The following is a 24,004-nucleotide window of genomic DNA, read 5'->3' on the forward strand; positions in this document are numbered from 1 at the left end:
CCCTTAGGTGGCTCCCCCGCCCGACAGATTCAACCCGATGTCGATTGCGGCCGGATCATTCCCGGGCCGCCCGTCCGGTTCAGGGGTTTTCATCCTCGTCCAGCAGCGGATCGGATCCCAGCGAATCATGCACTTCCCCGACGTGTTCTTCCGCGCCGCCGGGGTCACGCAGGTGCGCGACGTGCAGCAAGGCATCGCCCTTGTTCACGATCGGCAGGTTGCTGCGCCCGATCACCAGGCCTTTCGTGCTGGCCAGCACTTCGACGTCGACATCGCCGAACGGATCGGAAACGATGCCCAGCAGATCCCCCTTCTCGACGGCCACGCCGATCGTCTTGAAGGCGCGGAACAGTCCTCCCCTGGGCGCGCGAACCCAGTGGCTTTCCAACGCCTCGAGCGGCAACCGGCGCTTCCCGGAAACGGGCCGGGACGGCAGCATGTGCAGATACTGCAGTACGCCGAGAATCCCGCGAACACCGGCGCGCACCGGCAACTCGTCGAAACGCAAGGCCTCACCCGCTTCGTAGATCAGGGTTTCCACCCCGATCGCCTCCGCGGCGGCCCGCAGGGAGCCTTCACGCGGCGGCGCGCTCAAGGTGATGGGCGCACCGAATGCCCGGGCCAGCGCGCTCAGGTGCTCGGACCGGCTCCGGCTGGCACGAATCTGTGGCAGGTTCATCCGGTGCAGCGCTGCACTGTGCAGGTCGATCCCGAACTCGCAGCGGCGCACCACCTCGTTGAGAAACAGGTTGGCAAGTTGCGCGGCCAGTGAGCCCCGCTCGGATCCGGGGAAGCACCGGTTGAGATCGCGCCGGTCAGGCAGGTAGCGCGACTGGTTGAGAAAGCCGTAGACATTCACGATCGGAATCGCCAGCAAGGTTCCCGCCAGACGGTTCAGCGACGGGCTGCGCAACACCCGACGGATGATCTCGACCCCGATGATCTCGTCACCGTGCACCGCCGCCGACAGGAAGATCACCGGCCCCGGCCGTGCACCATGGATGACATGGACGGGCAGGTTCACCGGAACGTGATTCGCCAGCAGGCTGACCGGCAACTCGACCGTCCGCCGCGTGCCGGCCGGGATCGACCGGTCACCGATCTCGAACGCAACCCGTGCGCGCTTGCGGCCCGCCCCGGCGGCGGCCCCGGTTGCACCCTGCTTCGCGCCGCGACTCATCCGCGGCCCTTGGTCCGGGTGTTGCCGGGCTTGGCGTTGCGCTCGATGAATTCGATGATCTGGCCGGCCACGTCGATGCCGGTGGCTTTTTCCACGCCTTCCAGACCCGGGGACGAGTTGACTTCCATCACCACCGGCCCGTGGTTCGAACGCAGCATGTCCACGCCGCAGACATTCAGCCCCATCGCCTTGGCGGCACGAATCGCGGTGGAGCGTTCCTCGGGAGTGATCTTGATCGATCGCGCACTCCCGCCGCGATGCAGGTTGGAACGGAACTCCCCCGCTGCGCCCTGGCGCTGCATGGCGGCGACGACCTTTCCGCCGATCACCAGCGCGCGGATGTCGGCCCCGCCGGCCTCCTTGATGAACTCCTGCACCAGGATGTTCACGTTGGCCCCGCGGAATGCCTCCACCACGGACTTCGCCGAACGCGGCGTGTCGGCCAGCACCACGCCGATGCCCTGGGTCCCCTCGAGCAGCTTGATCACGACCGGCGCGTTGCCGACCACGTCCAGGACTTCCTCGGTCTGTTTCGGATCGTGGGCGAAGGCAGTCACCGGCAAGCCGATGCCGTCGCGGGCAAGCAACTGCATGGAGCGCAACTTGTCGCGCGAACGCCCGATGCCGACCGACTCGTTGAGCGGATACACCCCCATCATCTCGAACTGCCGCAGCACGGCAAGGCCATAGAACGTGATCGATGCGCCGATGCGCGGAATGATCGCGTCGTAGCCGGTGAGTTTCTGCCCGTTGTAGTACACCTCGGGGCGATGCGAGGTGATGTTCATGTAGCAGCGCAGCGTGTTGATGATGTCCAGACTGTGCCCGGCAGCCTCGGCGGCCTCGACCAGTCGTCGGTGCGAGTAGAGATTCGCATTGCGTGCCAGCATCGCGATTTTCATCCGTTCTCTCCCATTGACTGTATTCAAGGTCACCGATCAGCGAAACGGCCCCGGGATTCAGAACCATGTGCACGGGTAGAAACCTTGCGCGGGCTGGCCAGGCGGGTGCGGGCCGGGTCGACCAGGAATCGTCCCTTCAGGGCCGAGCGCCCGACCAGCATCGGCAACTCCATGTCCGAACGGTCGGTCAGGGTCACCTCGGTCTTCCAGGTCTGCTCGGCCAGGTTCAGCGCGAGCAACACCACGGGACGGATCTGGCTGTGGCCGATCGAACTGCGGATCTTGCGATGCTCCAGCACGGGCAGGCGGAAGTGGTGTGCGGCCGGCTCGTCGATATCCGGCAGATCGAACTCGACCCACGGCCGGCCGTGACTCCTGCCGAAACGGATGTCGATCGCATGCAGGGCCGACGTGCGCGCGCCGGTATCGAGCTTGGCCAATAACCGGACGTCCCCCAGGCCGGGCAACGCAACCGATTCCTTCCAGCCCAGCACCTGCTTCGCACCGACGCTCCGCAACGTCGTGGCGGTTCCGCGAACCTCACCCTCGCGCGAGTGCCGGCGATGAACGTCGGGGACCCGGGAGTCCGGCTGGCCATCTGGCTTGCCCATGGGCGTCGACTATACGCGCCCGCACGCGACAGACGCATGAAGGCCGGAAATCGCGGCGATGCGCTACTGCCGTGGCCAGTCGCGGATACGCCACGACCACGCCTCCATCCGCCTCGGCGGTTTTCAGCAGGCGCGGAGGCAACGGGGGGCGTGAACGGCACCCAACGGCCGTCTGCGATCAGCACACAACCTTGCCATGACTACTGCTAAGACTGCGCGCTGAGCCTCGCGATCCGTGGGGATGCCAGCAGCAATGGGTTTGCCTGAAATCGGTGTACGGAGTCGCGGCATGAAACGCAACCGGAAGGTACTGAGCTGGACCGCAGGCGGGCTGCTGGCCTTGCTGGTCGTGTCCCTGATCGTGATCGCCACGTTCGACTGGAACCGCCTGAAGCCCTTCATCAGCGGCAAGGTGAGCCAGGCGATCGGGCGGCCGTTCGCGATCGACGGCGAGCTCACGCTGGACTGGCAGCGCGACCGCAGCGGCAGCTGGCTGGGCTCGCTGCTGCCGTGGCCGGAATTCACCGCGCGCCAGGTCAGCATCGGCAACCCGGGATGGGCCAGGCAGCCGCAGTTCGCCCGGCTCGATGCCCTGCGCTTCCGGCTGTCGCCGTTGCCGCTGCTGGCACACCGGCTCGACGTGCCCTCGCTGCAACTGGTGCATCCCGTCGTCGACCTGGAACGCGATGCGTCTTCGCGCGCGACCTGGGATTTCGTGCGGCCGGAAAGCGCGACGGCTTCCGGGTGGACGCTGAACCTGGGCGCGATCGGCTTCGATCGGGGACTGATCACGGTCGACGACGCCATCCGCCGGGTGAAGTTGCAGGTGACCGTGAAGCCGCTGCAGGAAGCGCTGCCATACGACCGGATCGTGGCGCAGCAATCCAGCGAGGCACGCAAGCAGGCGGGCAGGACCGCAGGCGGCGCGGTGCAGAAGATCATGGCCAGCGCCGATGCAAGGCAGGATCAAGGGGAGCGGATCGGCCACGCCGACGCGTCCGCCACCTATCAGTTTGGCTGGAGCGCAGAGGGCAGTTACCAGGGCAGCCCATTCACGGGCCACGGCAGAACCGGTGCCGTGCTGGCGTTGCAGGATCGCACCCGACCGTTCCCGGTGCAGGCCGATGTGCACATCGGCGACAGCCATATTGCCCTGGTCGGCACGCTGACCGATCCGCTGCAACTGGGCGCGCTCGACGTGCGCCTGTGGCTCGCCGGCTCCAGCATGGCGGGGCTGTACCCGATCATCGGCATCACCCTGCCCGACACCCTGCCGTATGCCACCGAAGGCCATCTGAAGGCCGAGCTGCATCGCGGCGGCAGCCGCTACAGCTACCACCAGTTCCGTGGCCGCGTCGGCGGCAGTGACCTGGCCGGCAATCTGCTGTTCGTCACGGGGGGCCAGCGCCCGAAGCTGAGCGGCGACGTGCATTCGAAGCTGCTGCAGTTCGCCGACCTGGCGCCGCTGATCGGCGTCCGGCCCGACGGTGCCAGGCAGTCCCAAGGCGACGCCGCACCGCAGGCGACCGACAAGCTGCTGCCGGCCGAACCGTTCCGTACCGATCGCTGGCAGGCGATGGACGCGGATGTGAATTTCAGCGGCGAACGCATCGTGCACGGCGACGCGCTGCCGATCGACTCGCTCAGCACCCATCTGGTCATGAACGACGGCGCCCTGTACCTGGACCCGCTGCGTTTCGGGCTGGCCGGTGGCACGGTGCGCAGCAACCTCACCCTCGATGGCAGCCGCTCGCCGATGCAGGGCCTGCTCGAACTGCATGCCGGACACCTGAAGCTCAAGCAGCTGTTCCCCCGTTTCGAACCCATGCACACCAGTTTCGGCGAGATCAATGGCGATGCCCGGCTCACCGCCCACGGCAATTCCGTCGCGGCCCTGCTTGGCAGCGCCGACGGCGAACTGAAGCTGCTGATGAACGATGGCGCGATCAGCAAGGCGCTGCTGGAGACCGCCGGGCTCAACGTGGGCAACATCGTCATCAGCAAGTTGTTCGGCGACAAGACGGTGAAGATCAATTGCGCGGCCGCCGACATGGCCGCGCGCGACGGTCTGTTCGACATGCGCCTGTTCGTGTTCGACACCGAGGATGCGCTGATCAACGTGACCGGCACCATCAATTTCGCCAACGAGAAGCTCGACCTCGACGTGAAACCGCATACCAGGGGTTTCCGCGTGTTCTCGCTGCGCTCGCCGCTGTACGTCAAGGGCACGCTGAAGCACCCCGATGTCGGCGTGCAGAAGGGGCCGCTGCTGGCTCGCGGCGCCGGGGCGATCGCGCTCGGTGCGGTGGCGGCCCCGGTCGCGGCCCTGCTCGCACTGGTCGTTCCCAGCCATGACAATGACAGTGGCAACACCTGCCTTGGCGTGTTGCAGCAGCTGCGCAGTTCGAGCGGGAAGACCCCGTCCGGGAAAGCCGCCCCGAGGTCCACCGCGAAGTAGAGCCATCGTTCCCCATGGCATGCGGATGCCGGCGCTAGAATGCCGGCACCTCCTCCGCACGACCTCCTCATGCAACCCGTCAACCTGGCCCGTCTGCAGATTCATTTCTGCGTGTTGCTGTGGGGCTTCACCGCGATCCTCGGCAAGCTGATCACCCTGCCCGCACTGCCGCTGGTGTGGTGGCGCATGTTGCTGGTGGTAGTCGCGTTGCTGCTGGTACCGAAAGTGCGCCGCGGCCTGCGCGCGATGCCGGCGCGGCTGATCGGGGCCTACGCCGGCATCGGTGTGCTGGTGGCGCTGCACTGGCTGACCTTCTATGCCGCGATCAAGCTGTCCAATGCCTCGGTCGGGGCGACCTGCATCGCGCTGGGACCGGTGTTCCTGGCCTTCATCGAACCCTGGCTCACGCGACGCAAGTTCGACCCGCGCGAGCTGCTGATCGGCGTGGCCGTGGTGCCGGGCGTGGTGATGGTGGTCGGCGGCGTGCCCACCGACATGCGCATCGGCATCGCCGTGGGTGTGCTGTCGGCCCTGTTCGTGGCCCTGTTCGGCTCGCTCAACAAGCGGATGGTCGAACATGGCGATCCGCTGACGGTGACCTGCATCGAGCTGGGCACCGGCACGGCGTTCCTCACCCTGCTGGCCCCGCTGTTGCCGCACCAGGGTGCGCTGTTCGTGCTGCCCGGCCTGCATGACACGCTGTTGCTGCTGCTGCTCTCGTTCGGGTGCACCCTGCTGCCGTTCTCGCTGGCGCTGGTCGCGCTGCGTCACATCAGCGCGTTCGGCACCCAGATGGTGACCAACCTGGAACCGGTCTACTCGATCGTGCTGGCGATCCTGCTGCTGGGCGAACAACGCCAGCTGGACGGCTGGTTCTATGCCGGCGTGGCGGTGATCCTGTCCGCGGTGTTCGTGCATCCGCTGCTGAACCGAACGCGCCGCATCACGGCACAACCCGAACTGATGAGTACGGCCGAAAGCCACAGCATGATCGACTGATCGCCCGGGCGGCTCGGCGAGTCCGGTTCAGACGCCGCCGACAGTCGCGGCCGCGGCCGGAGGCGCCGCCGTCGAGGGCATCGCCGGCGCGCTGCCGGTGCTCATCGCGGCGGCCGGCTGTTGCGATCCGGCATGCGCCGGCTCGGCCGGGTGCTCGTGACTGTGCCCGGCATCGTCGTCCATCTCCATGTCCTCGTCCGGCGGCGCTTTTGCCACGATGTCCTGGTATTGCTCCGGCGTCATGTCAGGCAGCTTCTGCAGGAACGCCACCATGCTCCAGATCGTGGCATCGTCGTGACTGAATCCCCACGCGGGCATCGCGCTCATCTTGATGCCGTGCTTGATCACCCAGAACGCCTCGCGCGGATCGGGCCGGAATTTCGACAGGTTCGGCGGTTGCGGGTACAGCCCCGGCCGGATCTCGGAATTCTCCATGCCGGGTTTGAGATGGCACTGGGTACACATCGCCGCATACTGGCCCGCGCCCTTGAGGATCAGCTGTGGATCCTCGAGGTCGGGCACGCTGATGTGCTGCGAGTGGGCCTCGATCGATCGTTCGCGCAGGGTCTGCATCAGCGCCGACACCGGCCGGGTGTGATGATCGTCGGCACCGATGTTGTACAGGCCGGAGTAGACAAACCCCACGGCGCCGGCCACCGCGATGGTGGCTACCACCGCCACGGTGATGCTGGTATCCACAAGTCGTTTCATGTGTGTCTCTCCTCATAACCAGATGCGAATACCGGCAACCCATTGCCGATCGAGAACCGGCTGCCCGGCCTGCCGGGCGTAATCCGCGGTGGCACCGACCCGGCGCACCCAGTTGATACCGACATACGGCGCGAACTGCCGACGGATCTCGTAGCGCAGGCGCAAGCCGAGCTGCGCATCGGACAGGCCGCTGCCGATGCCGCGTGCCGGATCGTCCTTGCCATACAGATTGATTTCCAGCTCCGGCTGCAGGATCAGCCGCTGCGTGAACAGTACCTCGTAGTCGGCACGAAAGCGTGCCGCGGTGCGCCCGGAGGAACCGGCATAACCGGTGGCTTCCAGTTCAAACCAGTAGGGCGCAAGCCCCTGCACGCCAAACGCGACCCAGTCGCGCGCCGGACCTGCACCGAAATCGTGACGAACACCGAGCTGACTGTCCCAGTAGGTCGCGATGGCGTGACTCCACAGCGCCTCGAGGTTGCCATCCTCGACCTTGCCCCTGCTGGCTTCTCCTTCGCTGCGCAGCCACAACTTGTCCTCGTCGCTGCCGTACCAACCCTCGACCTCCCACGCCTGTCCATTGCCGTCCCGGCCATGCACCGTTTCGAGCTGGTCCAGCAGCAGCATGCCCAGGGCAGCCTTGCCGTGCATGTGCGGCTTCATCGGCCCGTAGCCCACGCCGTCGGAATAGTCGGGGCTGCGCGCATCCGGCGGTGCGCTGCCGCCTTGCATCGCGCCCATGTTCATGCCGGACATCGAGGCGTGATCGTTCGCCCGCATCGTGGCGTGATCGCCGCCTTTCAGCCTAGCGGGCGCCGTGCCCGGCATGGCGGGGTGTTGCATGGACGGCATCTTTTCCATCCCCGCCGCCGGTTTGGCACTGCCAGCCGGCTGGTTCATGTCGGGCATCGACCCGGAGCGCATGCCGGGCATGCCGGTCAGGGAATTGACCGGCGTCATCGGGGCGGCCGACGGCTTCCTGCCGACGTTGTCGTGCCTGTGACGACTTGCTGCCGCAGGCGTCGCCACCGTCGCAGAGGCTGCGGGCATCGCCATCCCGGACATGCTGGCGTGATCCATGCCCGGCATCGCCCCCGTGTCCATCGTGGTCGAGCTGCCTGGGGAGGCCGGGACACTTCGCGCGTGACCGACGAGTGGCAGCGCCATCAACAGGGCGGCGGCCAGCGCCGCACGGGGGAAACCTGGACGAACCCGTCGAACTGGCGTGCTCATGACACCACCACTTCGCGGAACATGCCCGCTTCCATGTGATAGAGCATGTGGCAGTGATAGGCCCAGCGTCCGGGTGCGTCCGCACTTACCGCGCAGGACACGCGTTGCGCGGGCTGCACGTTGACGGTGTGCTTGCGCACCTGGAATTGGCCATTCGGACTTTCCAGCTCACTCCACATGCCGTGCAGGTGGATCGGATGCGGCATCATGGTGTCGTTGACCAGCACGATGCGCAGCCGCTCGCCGCTGTTGAAGTGCACCGGTTTCGCATCCGAAAACTTCACCCCGTCGAACGACCACGTGTAACGCTCCATGTTGCCGGTGAGATGCAGCTCGATCTCGCGCGACGGTTCGCGCGCATCGATCGGGCCACCGACGGTATGCAGGTCCGCATAGTTCAGCACCCGGCGCCCGTTGTGGCGCAGGCCGACGCCCGGATCGTCGAGATTGGTGCGCGGCATGTCGACCCGCATGTCCACACCGGGCCCGTATTCGGTGCGCGCATGGCGGACCCTGGCCATCGAATCCATCGACATCCCGGCCGTCCCGCCGTGATCCATGCCAGGCATCGCACCCTGTGCCGGGCCCTGCATGGCCATCGCGCCCATCATGTCGACCATCGCCAGCGGTTGGCGCGCATCCATCGCCGGCACTTCCGCCAGCATGCCCTCCCGCGGTGCCAGCGTGCCGCGGGCATAGCCGGTGCGGTCGATGGACTGGGCAAACACGGTATAGGCGCGATCCTCCTGCGGCTCGACCAGCACGTCGTAGACCTCCGCCACGCCGATGCGAAATTCGTCGACCGATACCGGCTCGACATCCTGGCCATCGGCGGCGATCACCGTCATCTTCAGGCCGGGAATGCGCACGTCGAAGTACGTCATGGCCGAGCCGTTGATGAAACGCAGCCGGACCTTCTCGCCCGGACGGAACAGCCCGGTCCAGTTGCCCGCGGGAGCGTTGCCGTTCATCAGATAGGTGTAGGTGTAGCCGCCGACGTCGCTGAGGTCGCTGGGACTCATGCGCATGCGGTTCCACATGCGCCGCCTGGCCAGCGCGCGTTGCAGGCCCATCTCGCGTACATCGTGGAAAAATTCCGGCGCGGTGGGCTCGGCGAAGTTGTAGTAGTCGCTTTGCCGCTTCAACGTGGCGAAGATGTGCTTCGGGTCGTCGTCGCTCCAGTCGTTGAGCATCACCACGTAGTCGCGATCGCTGGGATAGCGCTCCGGCCCGGCCGGCTCGATCACGATCGGCCCATACATGCCGACCTGTTCCTGGAAGCCACTGTGCGAGTGGTACCAGTAGGTGCCGGACTGACGCACCGGGAAGCGATAGACGAAGGTCTCGCCCGGCGCGATGCCGTCGAAGCTGATGCCGGGTACGCCATCCATCTGGAACGGCAACAGGATGCCGTGCCAGTGGATCGAGGTCGGCACGCGCAGGCGATTGGTGACCCGCAGGGTGACCGTGCTGCCTTCCTTCCAGCGCAGGACCGGCCCCGGCACGCTGCCATTGACCGTGGTGGCCAGGCGGGTCTTGCCGGTGTAATTCACCGGCTTCTCCGCGACCTCCAGTGCGAAGTCGGTACCGCCGGGCACGCCGGGCTGGCCCGTGCCGGCCAGCGCCCACGCCGGCGACGGACGCAACAGGCCGAGACCGGCAGCGGCCCCGCCCAGGGCGAGGCCCTGCACAAAACGACGCCGCGGCAGACTCGCTGTCGCCACCGCCGATGGATCAACAAATTTCATGGTGCCACTCCAGGACAACGTGCTCCGGCGTGGCCGGAGTCGGACAGGTTCGCCATCGCGGACAGCAGCGGTTGTACCGGCGTGCGCGAGGGATCAGCTCGAACGGGCTGTCCGGGACATGGGAGGTCGCAGCGGGGGCGCATGAACCACCCCGGACGCATCCGGTCCGTGCGGAGGAACCTGGAAGATGACGGGAGGAATCGGACCGAGCTCCTGCATGCCCGTCAGCGGCAAGGTGGCCGCGCATGCTGCCGGACAATGGCAGTTGCCGGCAAGGCCCTCACCATGATGGAGCTGGCCGGCGCAGCAGTCATCCGCCATGCCGGACATGCCTCGCGACACGTGGGCAGGAGCCTGCGTCATCGACGAGATCATGCTGGCCGGATGCCCGTCGCCGACCATCCCCGCCGGCGTGCCATGCGCCGGCGCCATCGCCATGATCAGCCACGCGAACCACGCCATCAGCCGAAGGCTTTGCGTGCGGGCGGAATGGCGTAGCGAGCGATTCATCGGCGCAGCTTAGGCGCTGCGCCGGGCCGACTCAACTCTGGATCCGCATCCACCGCGAGGGATGCACCACGGGGAAATCACGGGCTGGCGCTGTAACCCAGGTGCAGGATGATCTTGTCGCCGGCCTTCAGCTTGGCGACCGAGGCCGGGGGGAAATGCACGCGCAGCGACATGCCCTCGGAGCTCGCCTCGACGATGCCGCTGCCGGTATCCACCGAGGTCACGGTGGCAGGCATGCTGTGCATGCTGCCGTTCATCCCGTGGTACATCTTGTTGTGCCACATGCCCTTGTGCATCGGCGCCATGCTGCTGCCGGCCGCTGCCGGCATCATGCTGCCGGCCTGTTGGGCAAAGGCTGCCGGGGCGGCCAGACCAAGGCAGAACACAGTCGTCGCGACAAGGATTTTCGGTGAGAACGTCATGATGATTCTCCGCCTGAATGGGCAGTCAGGCCGATCCGCCTGACCGGTTGCACCATGCAACAGGCGAAGCCTGCACCATCCGACGTGCACGAAAGGTTATCCGGCCCGTGACCGACCGACGCAGGGCAACGGCTCCAGCGCATCTATACTTGACCACCCCGCCCGCCGTGACCGCCATGAATTATCGCCACGCCTATCACGCCGGCAACTTTGCCGATGTCCTGAAACACACCGTGCTGCTGGCGCTGATCGAAGCGCTGCAGGCGAAGCCGACGCCATTCTGCTTTGTCGACACCCACGCCGGCTGCGGCAGCTATGCGCTGGACGGCTTCGAGGCGAAGAAGACCGGCGAGCACAAGGACGGCATCGGCCGACTGCATCCCGCCGAAAAAGTACCGGCACTGCTGCAGCGCTGGCGCGCCAGCATTCTGGGCAGCGCCGACAACCAGCAGGGGTTGAAGCACTACCCCGGCTCGCCGCTGCAGGTGGCCCGGTTGCTGCGCCCCGGCGACAGCGCGCAACTGTGCGAACTGCATACGGAGGAAGCGTCCAAGTTGCGCGACCTGTTTCGCGGCAACCCGCAAGTTCACGTGCATCAGCGGGACGGTTACGAGGCGCTCAAGGCGCTGCTGCCACCCACGGAAAAACGGGGCCTGGTACTGATCGACCCGCCCTACGAAGCGCAGGAAGCGGAGTACCGGCAGATCGAGCAGGCGCTGAAATCCGCGCTGCAGCGCTGGCCGACCGGGGTCTACGCCGTGTGGTACCCGATCAAGCTGCGCAGTCAGGTGCAGCCGTTCCTGCGCGGCCTGCAGCGCAGCGGTGTCAAACGTATCCTGCGCGCCGAACTGCTGGTGCATCCGGACGATTCGCCGCTGCGCCTCAACGGCTCGGGAATGGTGATCCTCAATGCTCCCTGGAATCTCGACGATGTGTTGCGTGAGCCCCTGCGCGCGCTGGCCAGCCTGCTGTCGCAGGAGCGTCCCGCCGAATTCAGGCTGGACTGGTTGCTGGACGAAGCCGGCAGCATGCTGAACACACCCAGCCCGCTGCCGGCGTCACGGCTACCAAGGACGCCGGGTCGCCGCTAAGCTCGCCCCATCCCGCCAGCGTTCCACAAGGAGCACGATCATGCGTACTCGTCCGGTTTCGAAGTTGATCCGGCTCGCCCTGCCCGCCGTCCTGCTGACGCTGGCGGCCTGCGCACCGGCGCCGATCTACAAGACCAGCGGCGCCGCGGTCATCGCGACCCCCGCCCAGGTGGCGCAGACGCCAGAGCGCTACAGCAACGGCGAGGTGATCTGGGGTGGCCGCATCGTGCGCGTCAACGTGTTCAGCGACCACAGCGAAATCGAGCTGCTGGCCTATCCGCTGGATTCCTCGCAGCGACCCAAGGCAAACGACAGCGGCAACGGCCGTTTCATCGCCGTGCTGCATGGCTACGCCGAGCCGCTCGACTACCCTGCCGGCGCCCTGATGACGGTCAGCGGCAAGCTCGACGGCAGTCGCGCCGGCAAGGTCGGCGAGGCCGACTATGTGTTTCCGCTGGTCGGCGTGGCTCAGTCGCACGTGTGGACGCCCGCCGAAATGGCCAAGGGTCGCAACAACGTCCACTTCGGTGTGGGCGTGGGTATCGGGATCCATTGACGACGCCTCGCAAACTCCTGCGCCGCCGGTAAACTGACCGGCCTCATTCGCAAGGACCCAAGCCACATGTCGTCCGGTCAAGCCAATTCCATCAAGGCGATCGTGCTCGCGCTTGGGGCGAACTTCGTCATTTTCGTGGCCAAGCTGATTGCGGCGTCCATCACCGGCTCCGGCGCGATGATGGCCGAAGCGGTGCACTCGCTGGCCGACTGTGGCAATCAGGGACTGCTGCTGCTCGGCATCCGCCAGGCGAAGCGGCCACCCTCGGAAGAGTACCCACTGGGCTGGGGCCGCGCGCTGTACTTCTGGTCGTTCCTCGTCGCGATCCTGTTGTTCAGCGTCGGCGGCATGTTCTCGATCTACGAGGGCGTGCACAAGCTGACCCATCCGGAACCGTTGAAATGGCCCTGGCTGGCGCTGGGCGTGCTGCTGTTCGGCATCCTTGCCGAAGGCGTCTCGATGCGCGGCTGCCTGCAGGAAGTAAACAAGGCCCGCGACAACCAGAGCCTGTGGACCTGGTTCCGCGAAACGCGCTCCAGCGAGCTGCTGGTGATCTTCGGTGAGGACCTGGCCGCCCTCGTCGGGCTGTGCCTGGCCGCGCTCGCCATCGGCGCCACCATGCTCACCGGCAACCTGATGTTCGACGCCGCGGGCACCATCGCGATCGGCGTCCTGCTGATCGTGGTGGCCGTACTGGTGGCGATCGAGGTCAAGGCACTGCTGATTGGCCAGGGCATGGAGCCGCGCCGCCGCAACGCGTTGATGACCTTCCTCGAGCAGCGGCCGGAAGTCGCCGACGTGCTGAACCTGATCACCCTGCAGATGGGCCCGGACGTGATGGTGGCCGTGAAGGCCCGGATGCAGCCGACCGCCGGCGACCAGCAACTGATCGAGGCGATCAATGCCGTCGAGGCGGCGATGAAGGCCGAGTTCACCGATGTCCGCTGGAGCTTCTTCGAACCGGATTTCGCGGATTGACTGGCGGCACGGCGCGGGAATCCCGCGTTTTCGACCGGTATTTGCGGGTCATGCCGGGGATTTCAGGCAATGGAGCGCCTGGCCGGGGCGGTGCCTCCCCAAAGCGGCCCCAGTTCACAACTCCAAAACGTCGTCAAACTGGAGCAGGAGCTGTTGCGCCGCCGCTGAGGTATCTTTAAGGAACAAAGATGAACGAATCGCGCGCATGGGGCCGGCTTTCGATAGACTCGGCAAATCGGCCAGATTGTGCCGCTGGCACAATATTGAAAATAAAGGGTCAGCAAGCACAAGTCGCCAGCGAGGGAATCCGCATGAGGGGTGGGACAATGCAGAAGGGGTTCAGGGGGGAGGCCTGGCTTCGACACATCGCAGTGGCGGTGATCTATGGCCTTGCGGTAACACTGCTACGGCAGCTCTCGATTTCGCACTGGATGATCCTGAGCGGGCTGTATCTGAGCGTGCTGCTGCTCATGCGCTATCGATATTGGCCTGCGCTGATGCTGGGCGAGGCTGCATCCGTAGCCCACTTCAGCTACGTGTGTGCCGATCAACTGGGCTTGGCTTGGGCCCTGTTCAACGTCATACCAACACTGCTTTTCATCATCCCTATCGCATACTGGGCACGTGAGCGTGGGCGTTTGTTTGCGCACCCCCGCAATGTGAATATGGGTACGTTGCTGCTATGCGCGCTGATCGCTGCATGTGTCATGACTTTGAGAAGTCTCGCAGCGCTGACGATCACCAAACTGCCTGCCGGTTATCCTCCGATCGACTACCAGCAACTGGCGGCGAGATGGTTGCTTGGCGATTATCTCGGCATCCTGACCATCACGCCACTCGCGTTGTTCGTCTACCAGGAAATCACTCATTCCACTTGGGCTAACCTCAGACGCCGTTTGGCGGAGAGCCGACTGCTGCTGGAAAGTGCCTGCATCCTGCTGCCTGCCTTGGGGTTCCTGGTGTGGATCGGATTGAACGCGGCGCCCGGCACGCAAACCCGGCAAATCGCACAAATCGCGATGTTCCTGCCCATCGTTTGGCTTGCCCTGCGTCACGGCTGGCACGGCGCCGCCGTCGGCGGTACCGCGGCCAGCCTGGCCATCCTCATGTTGATGCCGCATCGCTACGACAACGACACGATCCAGGCCGAGATCGTGATTGCCTTCGTGATGTCGACGATGCTGCTCATGGGAGCCCGTATCGCGGCGCTTGACCGGCACGCGCAGACCGAACGAACCGACCTGCGCATGACCTTGGCGCTGGCCCAGCGCAATGTCCAGATGGGCGAGATGCAGTTGCGAATGACCGCCCAGGCGCTGGAGCAGATCCGCGATGCCGTCCAATCCGTTTGCCTGATGATGACGAGCCGGCTCCGGTTGCTGCATTCGGCCATCGACGATCGCAATTACCACCGCCTGGCGCTGGTTGCGCAGGACCAGTTGTTCGGGTTGGCGGACAGCCTTTACCCCGTCACCTGGCAGGAAAAAGGCGTATCGGCGGCGCTGCGCGAAGGCCAGATTCCCCGCGCCCTCGACCGGGCCGGCATCCGGTACTGGTGCGATCTGCGCTGCGAACTGGACGGACTGTCACCCAACTTGCACCTGGCGATCTATCGCCTGGTGTGCGAGGCCATTGCCGACGCCTGCGCCAGGAAAAGCGCCACCGAGATCGGAGTTCGCCTGCGCTGCGGTGAACGTAACGGTCGCCGGTGGGTTGTCTTGCGGCTGATCTTTCGGGCCGATCCAGCCCGTCTGCGTAGCGTGCCATGGGACGAATTGCTGCCCCGCGTGATGCCGGCAAGCAGCGGCCGCGGCTTTCATTCGATCCAGGATCGGGCTGCCACGTTCGAAGGCAAGGCGCGCGAGCGCGCCCTGCCTGATGGACGACGGATCAGTGTATTGCTGCTTGACCCGGAAAAGACCAGCGATGCTGAAATCCACTGATCTTTGCCGACTCTGAGATCAGCGGTTATTGCCGGCCGTTGTTGCACTCGATCGGATCACAGGCCATCGCGTTCAACAGCACCGTGCCATTGCTCAAGGGCGTGGCCGTCACCGTCGTGGTGGTGTCCTGATAAACCGTTGATGGACTGGCCACTGGCGTGGCAGTCGTCGGGCTGGCCGCCGGCTCCTGCGGGGTCGCGACCAACTGCGAGAACCGACCGATGGGCAAGGTGATGAACTGCCCGTTGACGGTGCCGACGGCACCCAGCACATTGCCGTTGATGTCGTTGATCTGCACGTACTTGACGCCGCCCAGCATGAACACATAGGCATGCCAGCCTGGATTCGGACTGACGTCGACGGTATTCGGCCAGGATTGCCCGAGCCCCATGGCCGGCGGGCTATCAGCCAATGCTGAGGTGGACAGAGCGATCGCCATAACACCGGCAAGGGCCACGCGGCGGGACAGATTCTTGAACATGGTGCTTCCCCTTAGCTGTAGAGTGGGTGTTGCCCGAAGAATGTAGCATTCCGGGACCGCGCGCAGGGCCGCAAAGCGTGGCGCAGCGCACGAACCGGAGGCGATCGGGCAGGACTTTGCTCGATGATCCGGCCAGATGTCCGCTGGCTGGCCGCCGTCGGCACGATCCGCTTGATTGCCATCCAGGCGCGCGCTCAAGCCAGTTTCGCCGGGCAGCACAGGCTCCGGCAGACAAACCTCCGGCGCCCATGGGCTCCATCGGTGAACACCGACGGCACGCTACAATCAACGCCGGCAATCCCGCCAACCCCGATCATCCAGTCCCCGCATGCGCAATCCCCTGCAAGAACAACTGCTCAAGGCTGGCCTGGTCAAGAAGAACCAGGTCGCGAAGGTGGTGCGCGAGCAGGCGGCGCAGCGCAAGGGGACCAAACCGGCACCGCCCAGTGCCGAACAGGTTGATGCCCAGAAGCTGCAGGTGGAACGGGCCGAGCGCGATCGCGCACTGGCGGCCGAGCGCAACGCGCAGGCGCGCGTGAACGAAGCCCATGCGCAGATCCGGCAGATTGTCGACGTGCACAAGATCAAGCGTGAAGGCGAGCTCGTGTACCGCTTCACCGATGGTGACCGGATCAAGGACCTGCTGGTCAACGAGTCGCTGCGTGCTCAGCTGGCCAGTGGCGTGCTGGTGATCGTGCGCCACGACGCGGGTTACGAGTTGCTGCCGCGCATTGCAGCCGACAAGGTCTACGATCGCGACGCCTCGATGATCGTGCTCGATCACGGCCGGGCACCGGCTGGTGAGCCCGGCAACGAGGACGACGAGTATTACCGGCAATTCCAGGTGCCGGACGACCTGACCTGGTAGCGCGTCAGCTCTTCAGCTCCAGCAGATCCCAACCGTTGCCATACAGATCCTCGAACACGGCGACGGTACCGTACGCCTCGTGCCGCGGCTCTTCGCGAAAGTGCACCCCTCGCTCGCGCATGCGCCGCCAATCGCGCTGAAAATCGTCGGTGTGCAGCAACAGGAACACGCGGCCGCCGGCCTGGTTGCCGACACGCGAGGCTTGTTCGTCGCCCTTCGCCCTGGCCAGCAACAGGCGGGTCTCGCGCGAACCGGGTGGTGCCAGCAGCACCCACCGCTTGCCGCCGCCCATGTCGGTGTCCTCGATCAATTCGAAGCCAAGCGCTCGCGTATACCAGGCGATCGCTTCGTCGTAGTCGGCGACCAGCAGCGCCAAAGCGCCGATATGCTGTTTCATGGTTGACCTGTTTCGCGGGGCGGCAACGGCGCCAGTGCCCTCTGCAGTTTACGGGTAAGCCTCGAGCGCACCAGCGCATACGAGTCGCGGAGGAACGCTTCCAGCTCGGCCCTGCCGAAGCGTTGCGGCTCGAGAATCGAAACCCAGTGCGCCCTTGCCAAATAGGGTGCCGGAATGATGCCGGGCTGATCGGTGAGTTCCAGGAAGCGCTCGTCCGCCACCTTGAACGACAGCCGGCCACCCTCGCTACCGTCCGAGGGTGTCACCGCAAACATCTTGCCGCCGACGCTGAGCACCAGGTTATTTCCCCATTTCATGTCACGGGTCACGCCGGGCCAGTGGCCACAAAACGCTTCCAGCTGGACGGCCGTGAGGCCAACGGCAGGCTTGCGGGACATGCGCTGTTCCTCGGGTCTTCGGCGCACATTGTGCGCATAACCGAGCTCATTGTCTGCCATCGTGCGCACATCACCCGCTGCACGAGGGCCCGGCGAGGCGTTCGGGAAGCGCTGCGTCGATGCGACAGCATGTCCGGGAACAGGCCATTGCAAAATTATGTTGCATTGCACACAATACGCCAAAGTACGGAGCCACCATGATCCCCGCCATCGACTTTTCAGCCCCTTCCCGCCATGCCACGCTGCCTCCGCGAAGTAGCGAACGCTTTGCTCGTCCGCGTGTGTCGCCCACGCCGCGCGGGGAGCAGGTGCGAATTCAGGACGGACGCGAACTGGTGCTGCGTGCGATCGAACCGGGTGACGTGGCCTCGATGCAGCGCTGTTTCACGCGCCTGTCGCCCGAGGAAATCCGGCGCCGGTTCCTGCACGCGATGTCCCAGTTGCCGGCACCGATGGCCCAGCGCCTGTGCCGTATCGACCCGGCACTGGAGACCGCTTACGTGTTGATGGACGAGTCGGTGCAGCCCGCGGAAATGCGCGGAGTGGGCCGAATCTATGTCGACGAGGCCACCGACAGCGCCGAGTTCTCGGTGCTGGTGGAGCACGACTGGACCCATCTCGGCCTCGGCGCGTTGCTCATGGAGCACCTGGTCGAGGACTGCCGCCGCCGCGGCCTCGCCGAAATCTGGGGCTATGTGCTGCAGGAAAACCGGCCGATGCTGCAGCTGTGTCATCAACTGGGTTTCTCCCAGCGGCTGATCCCGGACGAACCGGGCGTGGCGTTGATCACGCTCAAGCTCTGACCGGGCCGGACACCGAGGCCGATCGAAACAGTCCCGGCCTGCCGGGATTGTCGCGTTACACTTGCCCGCTTTCCCCGGCGCGGCTTGATGGCGGTGCCCTGAACATGCGCTCTCTATGTCCACCAGCCTGATCAAGCACCCGCCACTGCCCGGCACCCCCAAGCAACGCCGCTACTGGACGCCGCCACACGGCTCGGCCCGGGCGCTGCTGATTGCCGAGGCGGCGCGTACGCATGAGGGCCTGCTGGTGGCGGTGACCCGCGATACGCAGCGCGCGCAGGCACTGGAAACCGAGCTGAAGATCTTTGCCGGCAACCTGCCGGTGCTGCATTTCCCGGACTGGGAAACCCTGCCATACGACGCGTTCAGCCCGCACCCGGAAATCGTCTCGCAGCGCATCGCCACCCTGTACCAGCTGCCCGGCGTGAAGCGCGGCGTGCTGGTGGTGCCGGTGGCCACGCTGATGCAACGGATCGCGCCGCGGGCGCACATCACGGGCTCCGGACTGGTACTGGCCAGGCGCCAGAAGCTCGACCTCGCGGCCGAACGCCGCCGCCTGGAAGCCTCCGGCTATCGCCATGTACCGCAGGTGGCCGAGCCGGGCGATTTCGCCGTGCGCGGTGCCTTGCTCGACATCTTTCCGATGGGCACCGCCGAGCCCTACCGCATCGAGCTGTTCGACGATGAAGTGGAATCGATCCGCAGCTTCGATCCGGAAACCCAGCGCTCGCAGCAGCAGGTGGAGAAGATCGAGCTGCTGCCCGCCCGCGAATTCCCGCTGACCGAGCAGGCGGCGAAGGACTTCCGCGGCAACCTGCGCGAACGCTTTCCGATCGATGTACGCCGCTGCCCGCTGTACCAGGACATGAAGGAAGGCGTGACGCCCGGCGGCATCGAATATTACCTGCCGCTGTTCTTCACGCAGACCGCCACGCTGTTCGACTATCTCGCCGACGACGCGTTGTTCGTGCTCGGCGAGGGCGCCGTCGATGCCGCCGACCAGTTCTGGACCCAGACCGCCGAACGCTACGACCAGCGCGCGCACGACATCGAACGCCCGGTGCTGCCGCCGGCGGAACTCTACTTGCCGCCCGAGCAGTTGCGCGAGCAGCTCAACAAGCGCCTGCGCGTGGAAATGGTCGAGGCCGGGCATGAGCATGCCGTCGCCACCGGCACGCAGCCGGCACCGGAGCTGCCACTCAATCGCAAGGGCGAGGAGCCGGGCACATCGCTGCGGCATTTCCTCGCCAGCTACCCGGGCCGCGTGCTGATCGTGGCCGACTCCGCCGGCCGCCGCGAAGCCTTGATCGAGACACTGGCCGGCGCCGGGCTGAGACCGGAAAACATCGAGAGCTGGTCGGCCTTTCTGCAGCCGCCTGCCGACGACGAGCAGCCCGGCGGGCAGCCGCGCTTCGCCATCACCATTGCCGGGCTGGAGCAGGGTTTCGCCCTGACCCGGCCGGCGATCAGCGTACTCACCGAGCGCGAGCTGTATGGCCAGCGGGTGCGCAGCGAGCGCGACCGCAGGCGGCGTCGCGGTGGCGCGCGCGATCCGGAAAGCATCATCCGCGACCTCACCGAGCTCACCCTCGGCGCCCCGATCGTGCACGTCGACCATGGCGTCGGCCGTTACCAGGGCCTGATCTCGATGGACGTCGGCGGCATGGATGGCGAGTTCCTCACCATCGAGTATGCCAAGGGCGACAAGCTCTACGTCCCGGTGTCGCAACTGGGCCTGGTCAGTCGCTACAGCGGTACCGCACCGGAACTGGCACCACTGCATTCGCTCGGCGGCGATGCGTGGGAACGCGCGCGGCGCAAGGCCGCCGAAAAGGTGCGCGATGTCGCCGCGGAGCTGCTGGCGATCTATGCCCAGCGCGAGGCACGCGGTGGCGAGTCGATGCCGATCGATCGCCAGCTGGTCGAGGAATTCGGCAGCACGTTTCCGTTCGAGGAAACCCCCGACCAGGAAAGCGCGATCGAGGCCGTGCTGGGCGACCTGGCCGCGCCGCGTGCGATGGACCGGGTGATCTGCGGCGATGTCGGCTTCGGCAAGACCGAGGTCGCGCTGCGCGCCGCCTTCGCCACCGCCACCGCCGGCAAGCAGGTCGCCGTGCTGGTGCCGACCACCCTGCTCGCGCAGCAGCACTACCGCAACTTCGCCGACCGCTTCGCCGACTGGCCGGTACGGGTCGACGTGCTGTCGCGCTTCAAGTCCGGGAAGGAAGTCGGCGAGGCGCTGAAGCGGCTCGCCGATGGCCAGATCGACGTGATCGTGGGCACCCACAAGCTGCTGATGCCGGACGTCAAGTTCAAGAACCTGGGCCTGGTCATCGTCGACGAGGAGCAGCGTTTCGGCGTGCGCCAGAAAGAGCAGCTGAAGAAACTGCGCGCCGAGGTCGACCTGCTGACCCTGACCGCCACGCCGATCCCGCGGACGCTGAACATGGCGATGGCCGGCCTGCGCGACCTGTCGCTGATTGCCACCCCGCCGGCGCATCGCTCGGCCGTGCGCACCTTCATCTCGGCCTGGGACCCGGCCACGATCCGCGAGGCGCTGCAACGCGAGCTGGCCCGTGGCGGCCAGGTGTACTTCCTGCACAACGAGGTGCAGAGCATCGAGCGCATCGTGCGCGAGCTGGAGGAACTGGTGCCCGAGGCACGCATCCGCATCGCCCATGGCCAGATGCCGGAACGCGAGCTGGAAGGCGTGATGGCCGACTTCCACCGCCAGCGCTTCAACGTGCTGGTGTGCACCACGATCATCGAAACCGGCATCGACATCCCCAGTGCCAACACGATCATCATCAACCGCGCCGATCGGTTCGGCCTGGCCCAGCTGCACCAGCTGCGCGGGCGCGTCGGGCGTTCCCACCACCGCGCCTACGCCTACCTCGTCGTGCCCGACCGCAAGGCGATCACGGCCGACGCGCAGAAGCGGCTGGAGGCACTGGCCTCGCTGGAGGAACTTGGCGCCGGCTTCACCCTGGCCACCCACGACCTGGAAATCCGCGGCGCCGGCGAGCTGCTGGGTGACGAACAGTCCGGGCAGATCCAGGAGATCGGCTTCGGCCTGTATACCGAACTGCTGGATCGTGCGGTGCGCGCGCTCAGGTCGGGCAAGATTCCGGATTTCGACCTCAGCAGCGAACACGAAACCGAAGTCGAGCTGCACCTGCCGGCGCTGATCCCCGATGACTATCTGGGCGACGTGCATGCCCGCCTGACCCTTTACAAGCGCATCGCCAGCGCGCGCAGCGAGGATGACCTGCGCGATCTGCAGGTGGAGATGATCGACCGCTTCGGTCTGCTTCCGGACGGCACCAAACAGCTGTTCGCGGTGGCCAGCCTGAAGCTGATGGCCACCCCGCTGGGCATCCGCAAGCTGGATTTCGGAGCCAATGGCGGTCGCATCGTGTTCCGCGAAAAACCCGAGGTCGACCCGATGGCGATCATCAAGCTGATCCAGCAGCTGCCCCGCGTCTACAAGCTCGATGGCCAGGACAAGCTGAGAGTCGTCCTGGACCTGCCGGGCGCCAGCGAACGCATCCGCAGCGCGCAGGAAGTACTGATCCTGCTGGGCGCGCGCCGACCCGGCTGACCTCCCCTGCGCAGGAGGATCGACGCGGCCCGGCCGACCCGGCAACGACCTTGAAGATGCCGCTGCGTGTCCTGACCGGACCCGGGAAGGCACACCGCGGACGGGCTCACGGCTGACCGGCAGTGAGCAGGCACAAGCCGCGCCGCACAGACATCCGTATTGGCACGCTGCATGCAACGCATGGGTGCAGGGTATATTACGGTTTGGGCTGCCAGGCCTTTGGGTAGTGGACCACGAGCAGCGTTGTCGGCACGACAGCGGACCTGTGTTCACCGCCCCGGCAAGTCGACCCAACGTTAAAAGGCAATCCCGTGCGAGCATCGCAAAAGGGAGACAGGCGAATGGAGAGGCTGATCACACTATCGACACCAGATCGCCGTTGGCGGCTTTGGTGCGGTCTTGTGCTCGGCTTGTTTTGCTGGGGAATGGGTGTCGCCCACGCCGTCACGCCACTGAATGGGGCCTGGCGCGTGGCCGCCCCGGGAGACACCAGGCAGTCGGTGCTGGCCGAGTACCGCGCCGGCAAGTTGAAGAGCTTCGACCCTGCCCTGCTGGAACGCTTTCCGCGCGGCTCCACCGGTAGCTGGGTCGTGATTGCGCCTCAACCGCCCTGGGACAATGGCGAGCGCGTGCTCACGATCTACCCGCCGTCCATGGGCAGCGTCACGGTCGTGACCGACCATCAATCCGATACATTGGCGTTGGACGACTTCAGCTCGCCCATGCACGGACATGGTCGACTGGCCTGGCGGGTTCCCTCAACCCTGCCGGCATCCGCCCCGATCCTGCTGAAGTTCGAACCCTCGCCGACACTGAGTGCACCGGTGCAGTTTCAGCTGCAATCATGGGATGAATACCTGCATCAGGACGCGCAGTGGCTGGTGTTCGCCAGCGCCTGTTTCGCCGTGATGCTGGCGATGGTGTTGATGGCCATCTGCTTCGCGCTGACGTTGCGCGACGTCACTTTTGCCTGGTACGCCGGTTACATCCTGTGTTACGCGCTGATCCAGGGCATCCAGACCGGCTTCCTGTTCCACCCGCTGGACTGGCAGGAGCTGTCAGGCATGGCCCCCATGGTGGGTGCGGCGGCGGTGGCGTTATCGGTCGCGTTCGCCTCGCTGTTCATGATGCGGTTCTGCGAATTGCAGCGCCATGCGCCGTTGCTGCAGGTACCGATCATTGCGCTGGCGGTGGGCATGACCCAGCTGGTACTGATGCGCAGCAGCGGGATCGTGCTGCTGGTCGAAGTCGCGCAAACCCTGCTCAACCCGCTGCTGATGATCGGCGCCGCCCTGCTGCTGGTCGCCGCCATCGTCGCCGCCGCCCGCGGTTCGCGCCAGGCCTGGTTCTTCCTGATCGGCTGGACTCCACTGCTGCTGCTTACCGCGTTGACCAGCGCACAGGTCGACGGCGCATTTCCCCAGCTGGCCTGGCTCAATGATGCCAGCCTGGCAGGCGGCGCATTCGAAGCAGTGGTGCTGTCGCTGGGGCTGGCCGACCGCGCGCTGCGGTTGCGCCACGATCATGATTTCGTGCGGGTGCTGGCCGATCACGACGCACTCACCAACGTGCTCAACCGTCGCGCCCTGAGCGAACGCGCCAGCCTCCTGCTGGCGAGTGGGCCCCCGCGGCCGATCGCGCTGCTGTTTCTCGACCTCGATCATTTCAAGTTGCTCAACGACCATCACGGCCACAACGCCGGCGACCGCGCACTGGTCGAGGTGGCCAAGGCGCTGGTGGCCGAACTGCGACCGGGCGACCTGCTCGGCCGCTATGGCGGGGAGGAGTTCGTGGCCCTGCTCGACGACACCCTGCCGCAACAGGCCATGCACGTGGCGACCCGCCTGTGCCGTCGCGTGCATCGACTGGAAATACCGATCGACGATGGCTCACAGCTGCTCAGCGTCAGTATCGGCATCGCCATGCGGCAGGATGGCGATGACGTGGAATCATTGGTTGGCCGCGCCGACCAGGCCATGTACGACGCCAAGCTCAACGGCCGCAACCGGGTCTATCTGTACGCCGACGGCACACCGGTGAACGCCCCGAATCGACCGCGACTGCACGTCGTCGAAAGACGCGGAAACGATCGCTGACGCGAACCGGGCGAAGAA

The 24,004-nt window shown here is 65.8% G+C and carries 22 protein-coding genes; 11 read left to right on the plus strand and 11 right to left on the minus strand.

All coding sequences use genetic code 11. The annotated features are described in order from the left end of the window. Positions 1 to 79: 79 nt before the first annotated feature. From ACFPPA_RS11525 to ACFPPA_RS11535, 3 genes are read right to left on the minus strand one after another with little or no spacing between them, the layout of a single operon-like run. Positions 80 to 1,180: a succinylglutamate desuccinylase/aspartoacylase family protein gene (locus tag ACFPPA_RS11525; RefSeq protein ID WP_377319962.1), complete on the minus strand. Its 1,101-nt coding sequence runs from the start codon at positions 1,178 to 1,180 to the stop codon at positions 80 to 82. Further along, positions 1,177 to 2,082 (minus strand): 30S ribosomal protein S6--L-glutamate ligase, encoded by a 906-nt coding sequence (gene rimK / locus ACFPPA_RS11530; protein ID WP_377319964.1) that lies wholly within the window; start codon positions 2,080 to 2,082, stop codon positions 1,177 to 1,179. The genes ACFPPA_RS11525 and rimK overlap by 4 nt, the downstream gene beginning before the upstream one ends. A 29-nt stretch (positions 2,083 to 2,111) precedes the next feature. After that, the gene (locus tag ACFPPA_RS11535; protein ID WP_377319966.1) at positions 2,112 to 2,693 is read right to left on the minus strand and encodes an ATP-dependent zinc protease family protein; all 582 of its coding nucleotides are present in this window, start codon (positions 2,691 to 2,693) and stop codon (positions 2,112 to 2,114) included. 289 nt (positions 2,694 to 2,982) lie between these two features. Here ACFPPA_RS11535 and ACFPPA_RS11540 point away from each other — a divergent pair, with 289 nt between their 5' ends. Further along, complete coding sequence (locus tag ACFPPA_RS11540; protein ID WP_377319967.1) at positions 2,983 to 5,151, plus strand: AsmA family protein; 2,169 nt, start codon at positions 2,983 to 2,985, stop codon at positions 5,149 to 5,151. A 69-nt stretch (positions 5,152 to 5,220) separates the two neighbouring features. Beyond that, on the plus strand, positions 5,221 to 6,150 hold the full coding sequence (locus ACFPPA_RS11545) for a DMT family transporter (RefSeq protein WP_377319969.1): 930 nt from the start codon (positions 5,221 to 5,223) through the stop codon (positions 6,148 to 6,150). Between the two features lie 27 nt (positions 6,151 to 6,177). Here ACFPPA_RS11545 and ACFPPA_RS11550 read toward each other — a convergent pair whose 3' ends face one another. After that, on the minus strand, positions 6,178 to 6,861 hold the full coding sequence (locus ACFPPA_RS11550; protein ID WP_377319971.1) for a c-type cytochrome: 684 nt from the start codon (positions 6,859 to 6,861) through the stop codon (positions 6,178 to 6,180). Positions 6,862 to 6,873: 12 nt separating this feature from the next. Further along, the gene (locus tag ACFPPA_RS11555) at positions 6,874 to 7,704 is read right to left on the minus strand and encodes a copper resistance protein B (protein ID WP_377319973.1); all 831 of its coding nucleotides are present in this window, start codon (positions 7,702 to 7,704) and stop codon (positions 6,874 to 6,876) included. On the opposite strand from ACFPPA_RS11555, the gene ACFPPA_RS11560 reads away from it, so the two are divergent. Continuing rightward, entirely contained in the window at positions 7,703 to 7,864 is a 162-nt protein-coding gene (locus ACFPPA_RS11560) for a hypothetical protein (protein WP_377319975.1), read from the plus strand. The genes ACFPPA_RS11555 and ACFPPA_RS11560 overlap by 2 nt on opposite strands. Positions 7,865 to 8,090: 226 nt before the next feature. Here ACFPPA_RS11560 and ACFPPA_RS11565 read toward each other — a convergent pair whose 3' ends face one another. From ACFPPA_RS11565 to ACFPPA_RS11575, 3 genes are all read right to left on the minus strand, one after another. Beyond that, the gene (locus ACFPPA_RS11565) at positions 8,091 to 9,842 is read right to left on the minus strand and encodes a copper resistance system multicopper oxidase (RefSeq protein WP_377319977.1); all 1,752 of its coding nucleotides are present in this window, start codon (positions 9,840 to 9,842) and stop codon (positions 8,091 to 8,093) included. A 93-nt stretch (positions 9,843 to 9,935) separates the two neighbouring features. Beyond that, a complete protein-coding gene (locus tag ACFPPA_RS11570; protein WP_377319979.1) occupies positions 9,936 to 10,352 on the minus strand; it encodes a hypothetical protein in 417 nt (138 codons plus the stop codon). 77 nt (positions 10,353 to 10,429) lie between these two features. Further along, on the minus strand, positions 10,430 to 10,774 hold the full coding sequence (locus ACFPPA_RS11575) for a hypothetical protein (RefSeq protein WP_377319981.1): 345 nt from the start codon (positions 10,772 to 10,774) through the stop codon (positions 10,430 to 10,432). 176 nt (positions 10,775 to 10,950) lie between these two features. Here ACFPPA_RS11575 and ACFPPA_RS11580 point away from each other — a divergent pair, with 176 nt between their 5' ends. The 4 genes from ACFPPA_RS11580 to ACFPPA_RS11595 all read left to right on the plus strand — a co-directional run bounded on the left by ACFPPA_RS11580 (position 10,951) and on the right by ACFPPA_RS11595 (position 15,342). After that, complete coding sequence (locus ACFPPA_RS11580; RefSeq protein ID WP_377319983.1) at positions 10,951 to 11,865, plus strand: 23S rRNA (adenine(2030)-N(6))-methyltransferase RlmJ; 915 nt, start codon at positions 10,951 to 10,953, stop codon at positions 11,863 to 11,865. Positions 11,866 to 11,905: 40 nt separating this feature from the next. Further along, entirely contained in the window at positions 11,906 to 12,421 is a 516-nt protein-coding gene (locus ACFPPA_RS11585) for a Slp family lipoprotein (RefSeq protein ID WP_377319985.1), read from the plus strand. A 66-nt stretch (positions 12,422 to 12,487) separates the two neighbouring features. After that, the gene (locus tag ACFPPA_RS11590) at positions 12,488 to 13,399 is read left to right on the plus strand and encodes a cation diffusion facilitator family transporter (RefSeq protein WP_377319987.1); all 912 of its coding nucleotides are present in this window, start codon (positions 12,488 to 12,490) and stop codon (positions 13,397 to 13,399) included. Positions 13,400 to 13,725: 326 nt separating this feature from the next. Beyond that, entirely contained in the window at positions 13,726 to 15,342 is a 1,617-nt protein-coding gene (locus ACFPPA_RS11595; protein WP_377319989.1) for an MASE1 domain-containing protein, read from the plus strand. A gap of 25 nt (positions 15,343 to 15,367) precedes the next feature. Here the strand turns inward: ACFPPA_RS11595 and ACFPPA_RS11600 are convergent, their stop codons facing one another. Continuing rightward, positions 15,368 to 15,823, minus strand: a complete 456-nt coding sequence (locus ACFPPA_RS11600) for a hypothetical protein (RefSeq protein WP_377319991.1) — start codon at positions 15,821 to 15,823, stop codon at positions 15,368 to 15,370. A gap of 328 nt (positions 15,824 to 16,151) precedes the next feature. Here ACFPPA_RS11600 and ACFPPA_RS11605 point away from each other — a divergent pair, with 328 nt between their 5' ends. Further along, positions 16,152 to 16,691 carry a DUF2058 domain-containing protein gene (locus ACFPPA_RS11605; RefSeq protein WP_377319993.1) on the plus strand — a complete coding sequence of 180 codons (540 nt, stop codon included), beginning with the start codon at positions 16,152 to 16,154 and terminating at the stop codon, positions 16,689 to 16,691. 4 nt (positions 16,692 to 16,695) lie between these two features. Here ACFPPA_RS11605 and ACFPPA_RS11610 read toward each other — a convergent pair whose 3' ends face one another. Continuing rightward, entirely contained in the window at positions 16,696 to 17,088 is a 393-nt protein-coding gene (locus ACFPPA_RS11610) for a VOC family protein (RefSeq protein WP_377319995.1), read from the minus strand. Next, on the minus strand, positions 17,085 to 17,486 hold the full coding sequence (locus tag ACFPPA_RS11615) for an MmcQ/YjbR family DNA-binding protein (RefSeq protein ID WP_377319997.1): 402 nt from the start codon (positions 17,484 to 17,486) through the stop codon (positions 17,085 to 17,087). The genes ACFPPA_RS11610 and ACFPPA_RS11615 overlap by 4 nt, the downstream gene beginning before the upstream one ends. Before the next feature lie 197 nt (positions 17,487 to 17,683). On the opposite strand from ACFPPA_RS11615, the gene ACFPPA_RS11620 reads away from it, so the two are divergent. From ACFPPA_RS11620 to ACFPPA_RS11630, 3 genes are all read left to right on the plus strand, one after another. Then, complete coding sequence (locus ACFPPA_RS11620) at positions 17,684 to 18,289, plus strand: GNAT family N-acetyltransferase (protein WP_377319999.1); 606 nt, start codon at positions 17,684 to 17,686, stop codon at positions 18,287 to 18,289. Positions 18,290 to 18,404: 115 nt separating this feature from the next. Continuing rightward, positions 18,405 to 21,890, plus strand: a complete 3,486-nt coding sequence (mfd, locus tag ACFPPA_RS11625) for a transcription-repair coupling factor (RefSeq protein WP_377320001.1) — start codon at positions 18,405 to 18,407, stop codon at positions 21,888 to 21,890. Positions 21,891 to 22,231: 341 nt separating this feature from the next. Beyond that, positions 22,232 to 23,986 (plus strand): sensor domain-containing diguanylate cyclase, encoded by a 1,755-nt coding sequence (locus tag ACFPPA_RS11630; RefSeq protein WP_377320003.1) that lies wholly within the window; start codon positions 22,232 to 22,234, stop codon positions 23,984 to 23,986. Positions 23,987 to 24,004 lie beyond the last annotated feature (18 nt).

The sequence above is a fragment of the Rhodanobacter ginsengisoli genome, from assembly GCF_042657065.1.
Classification (GTDB): Bacteria; Pseudomonadota; Gammaproteobacteria; order Xanthomonadales; family Rhodanobacteraceae; genus Rhodanobacter; species Rhodanobacter ginsengisoli.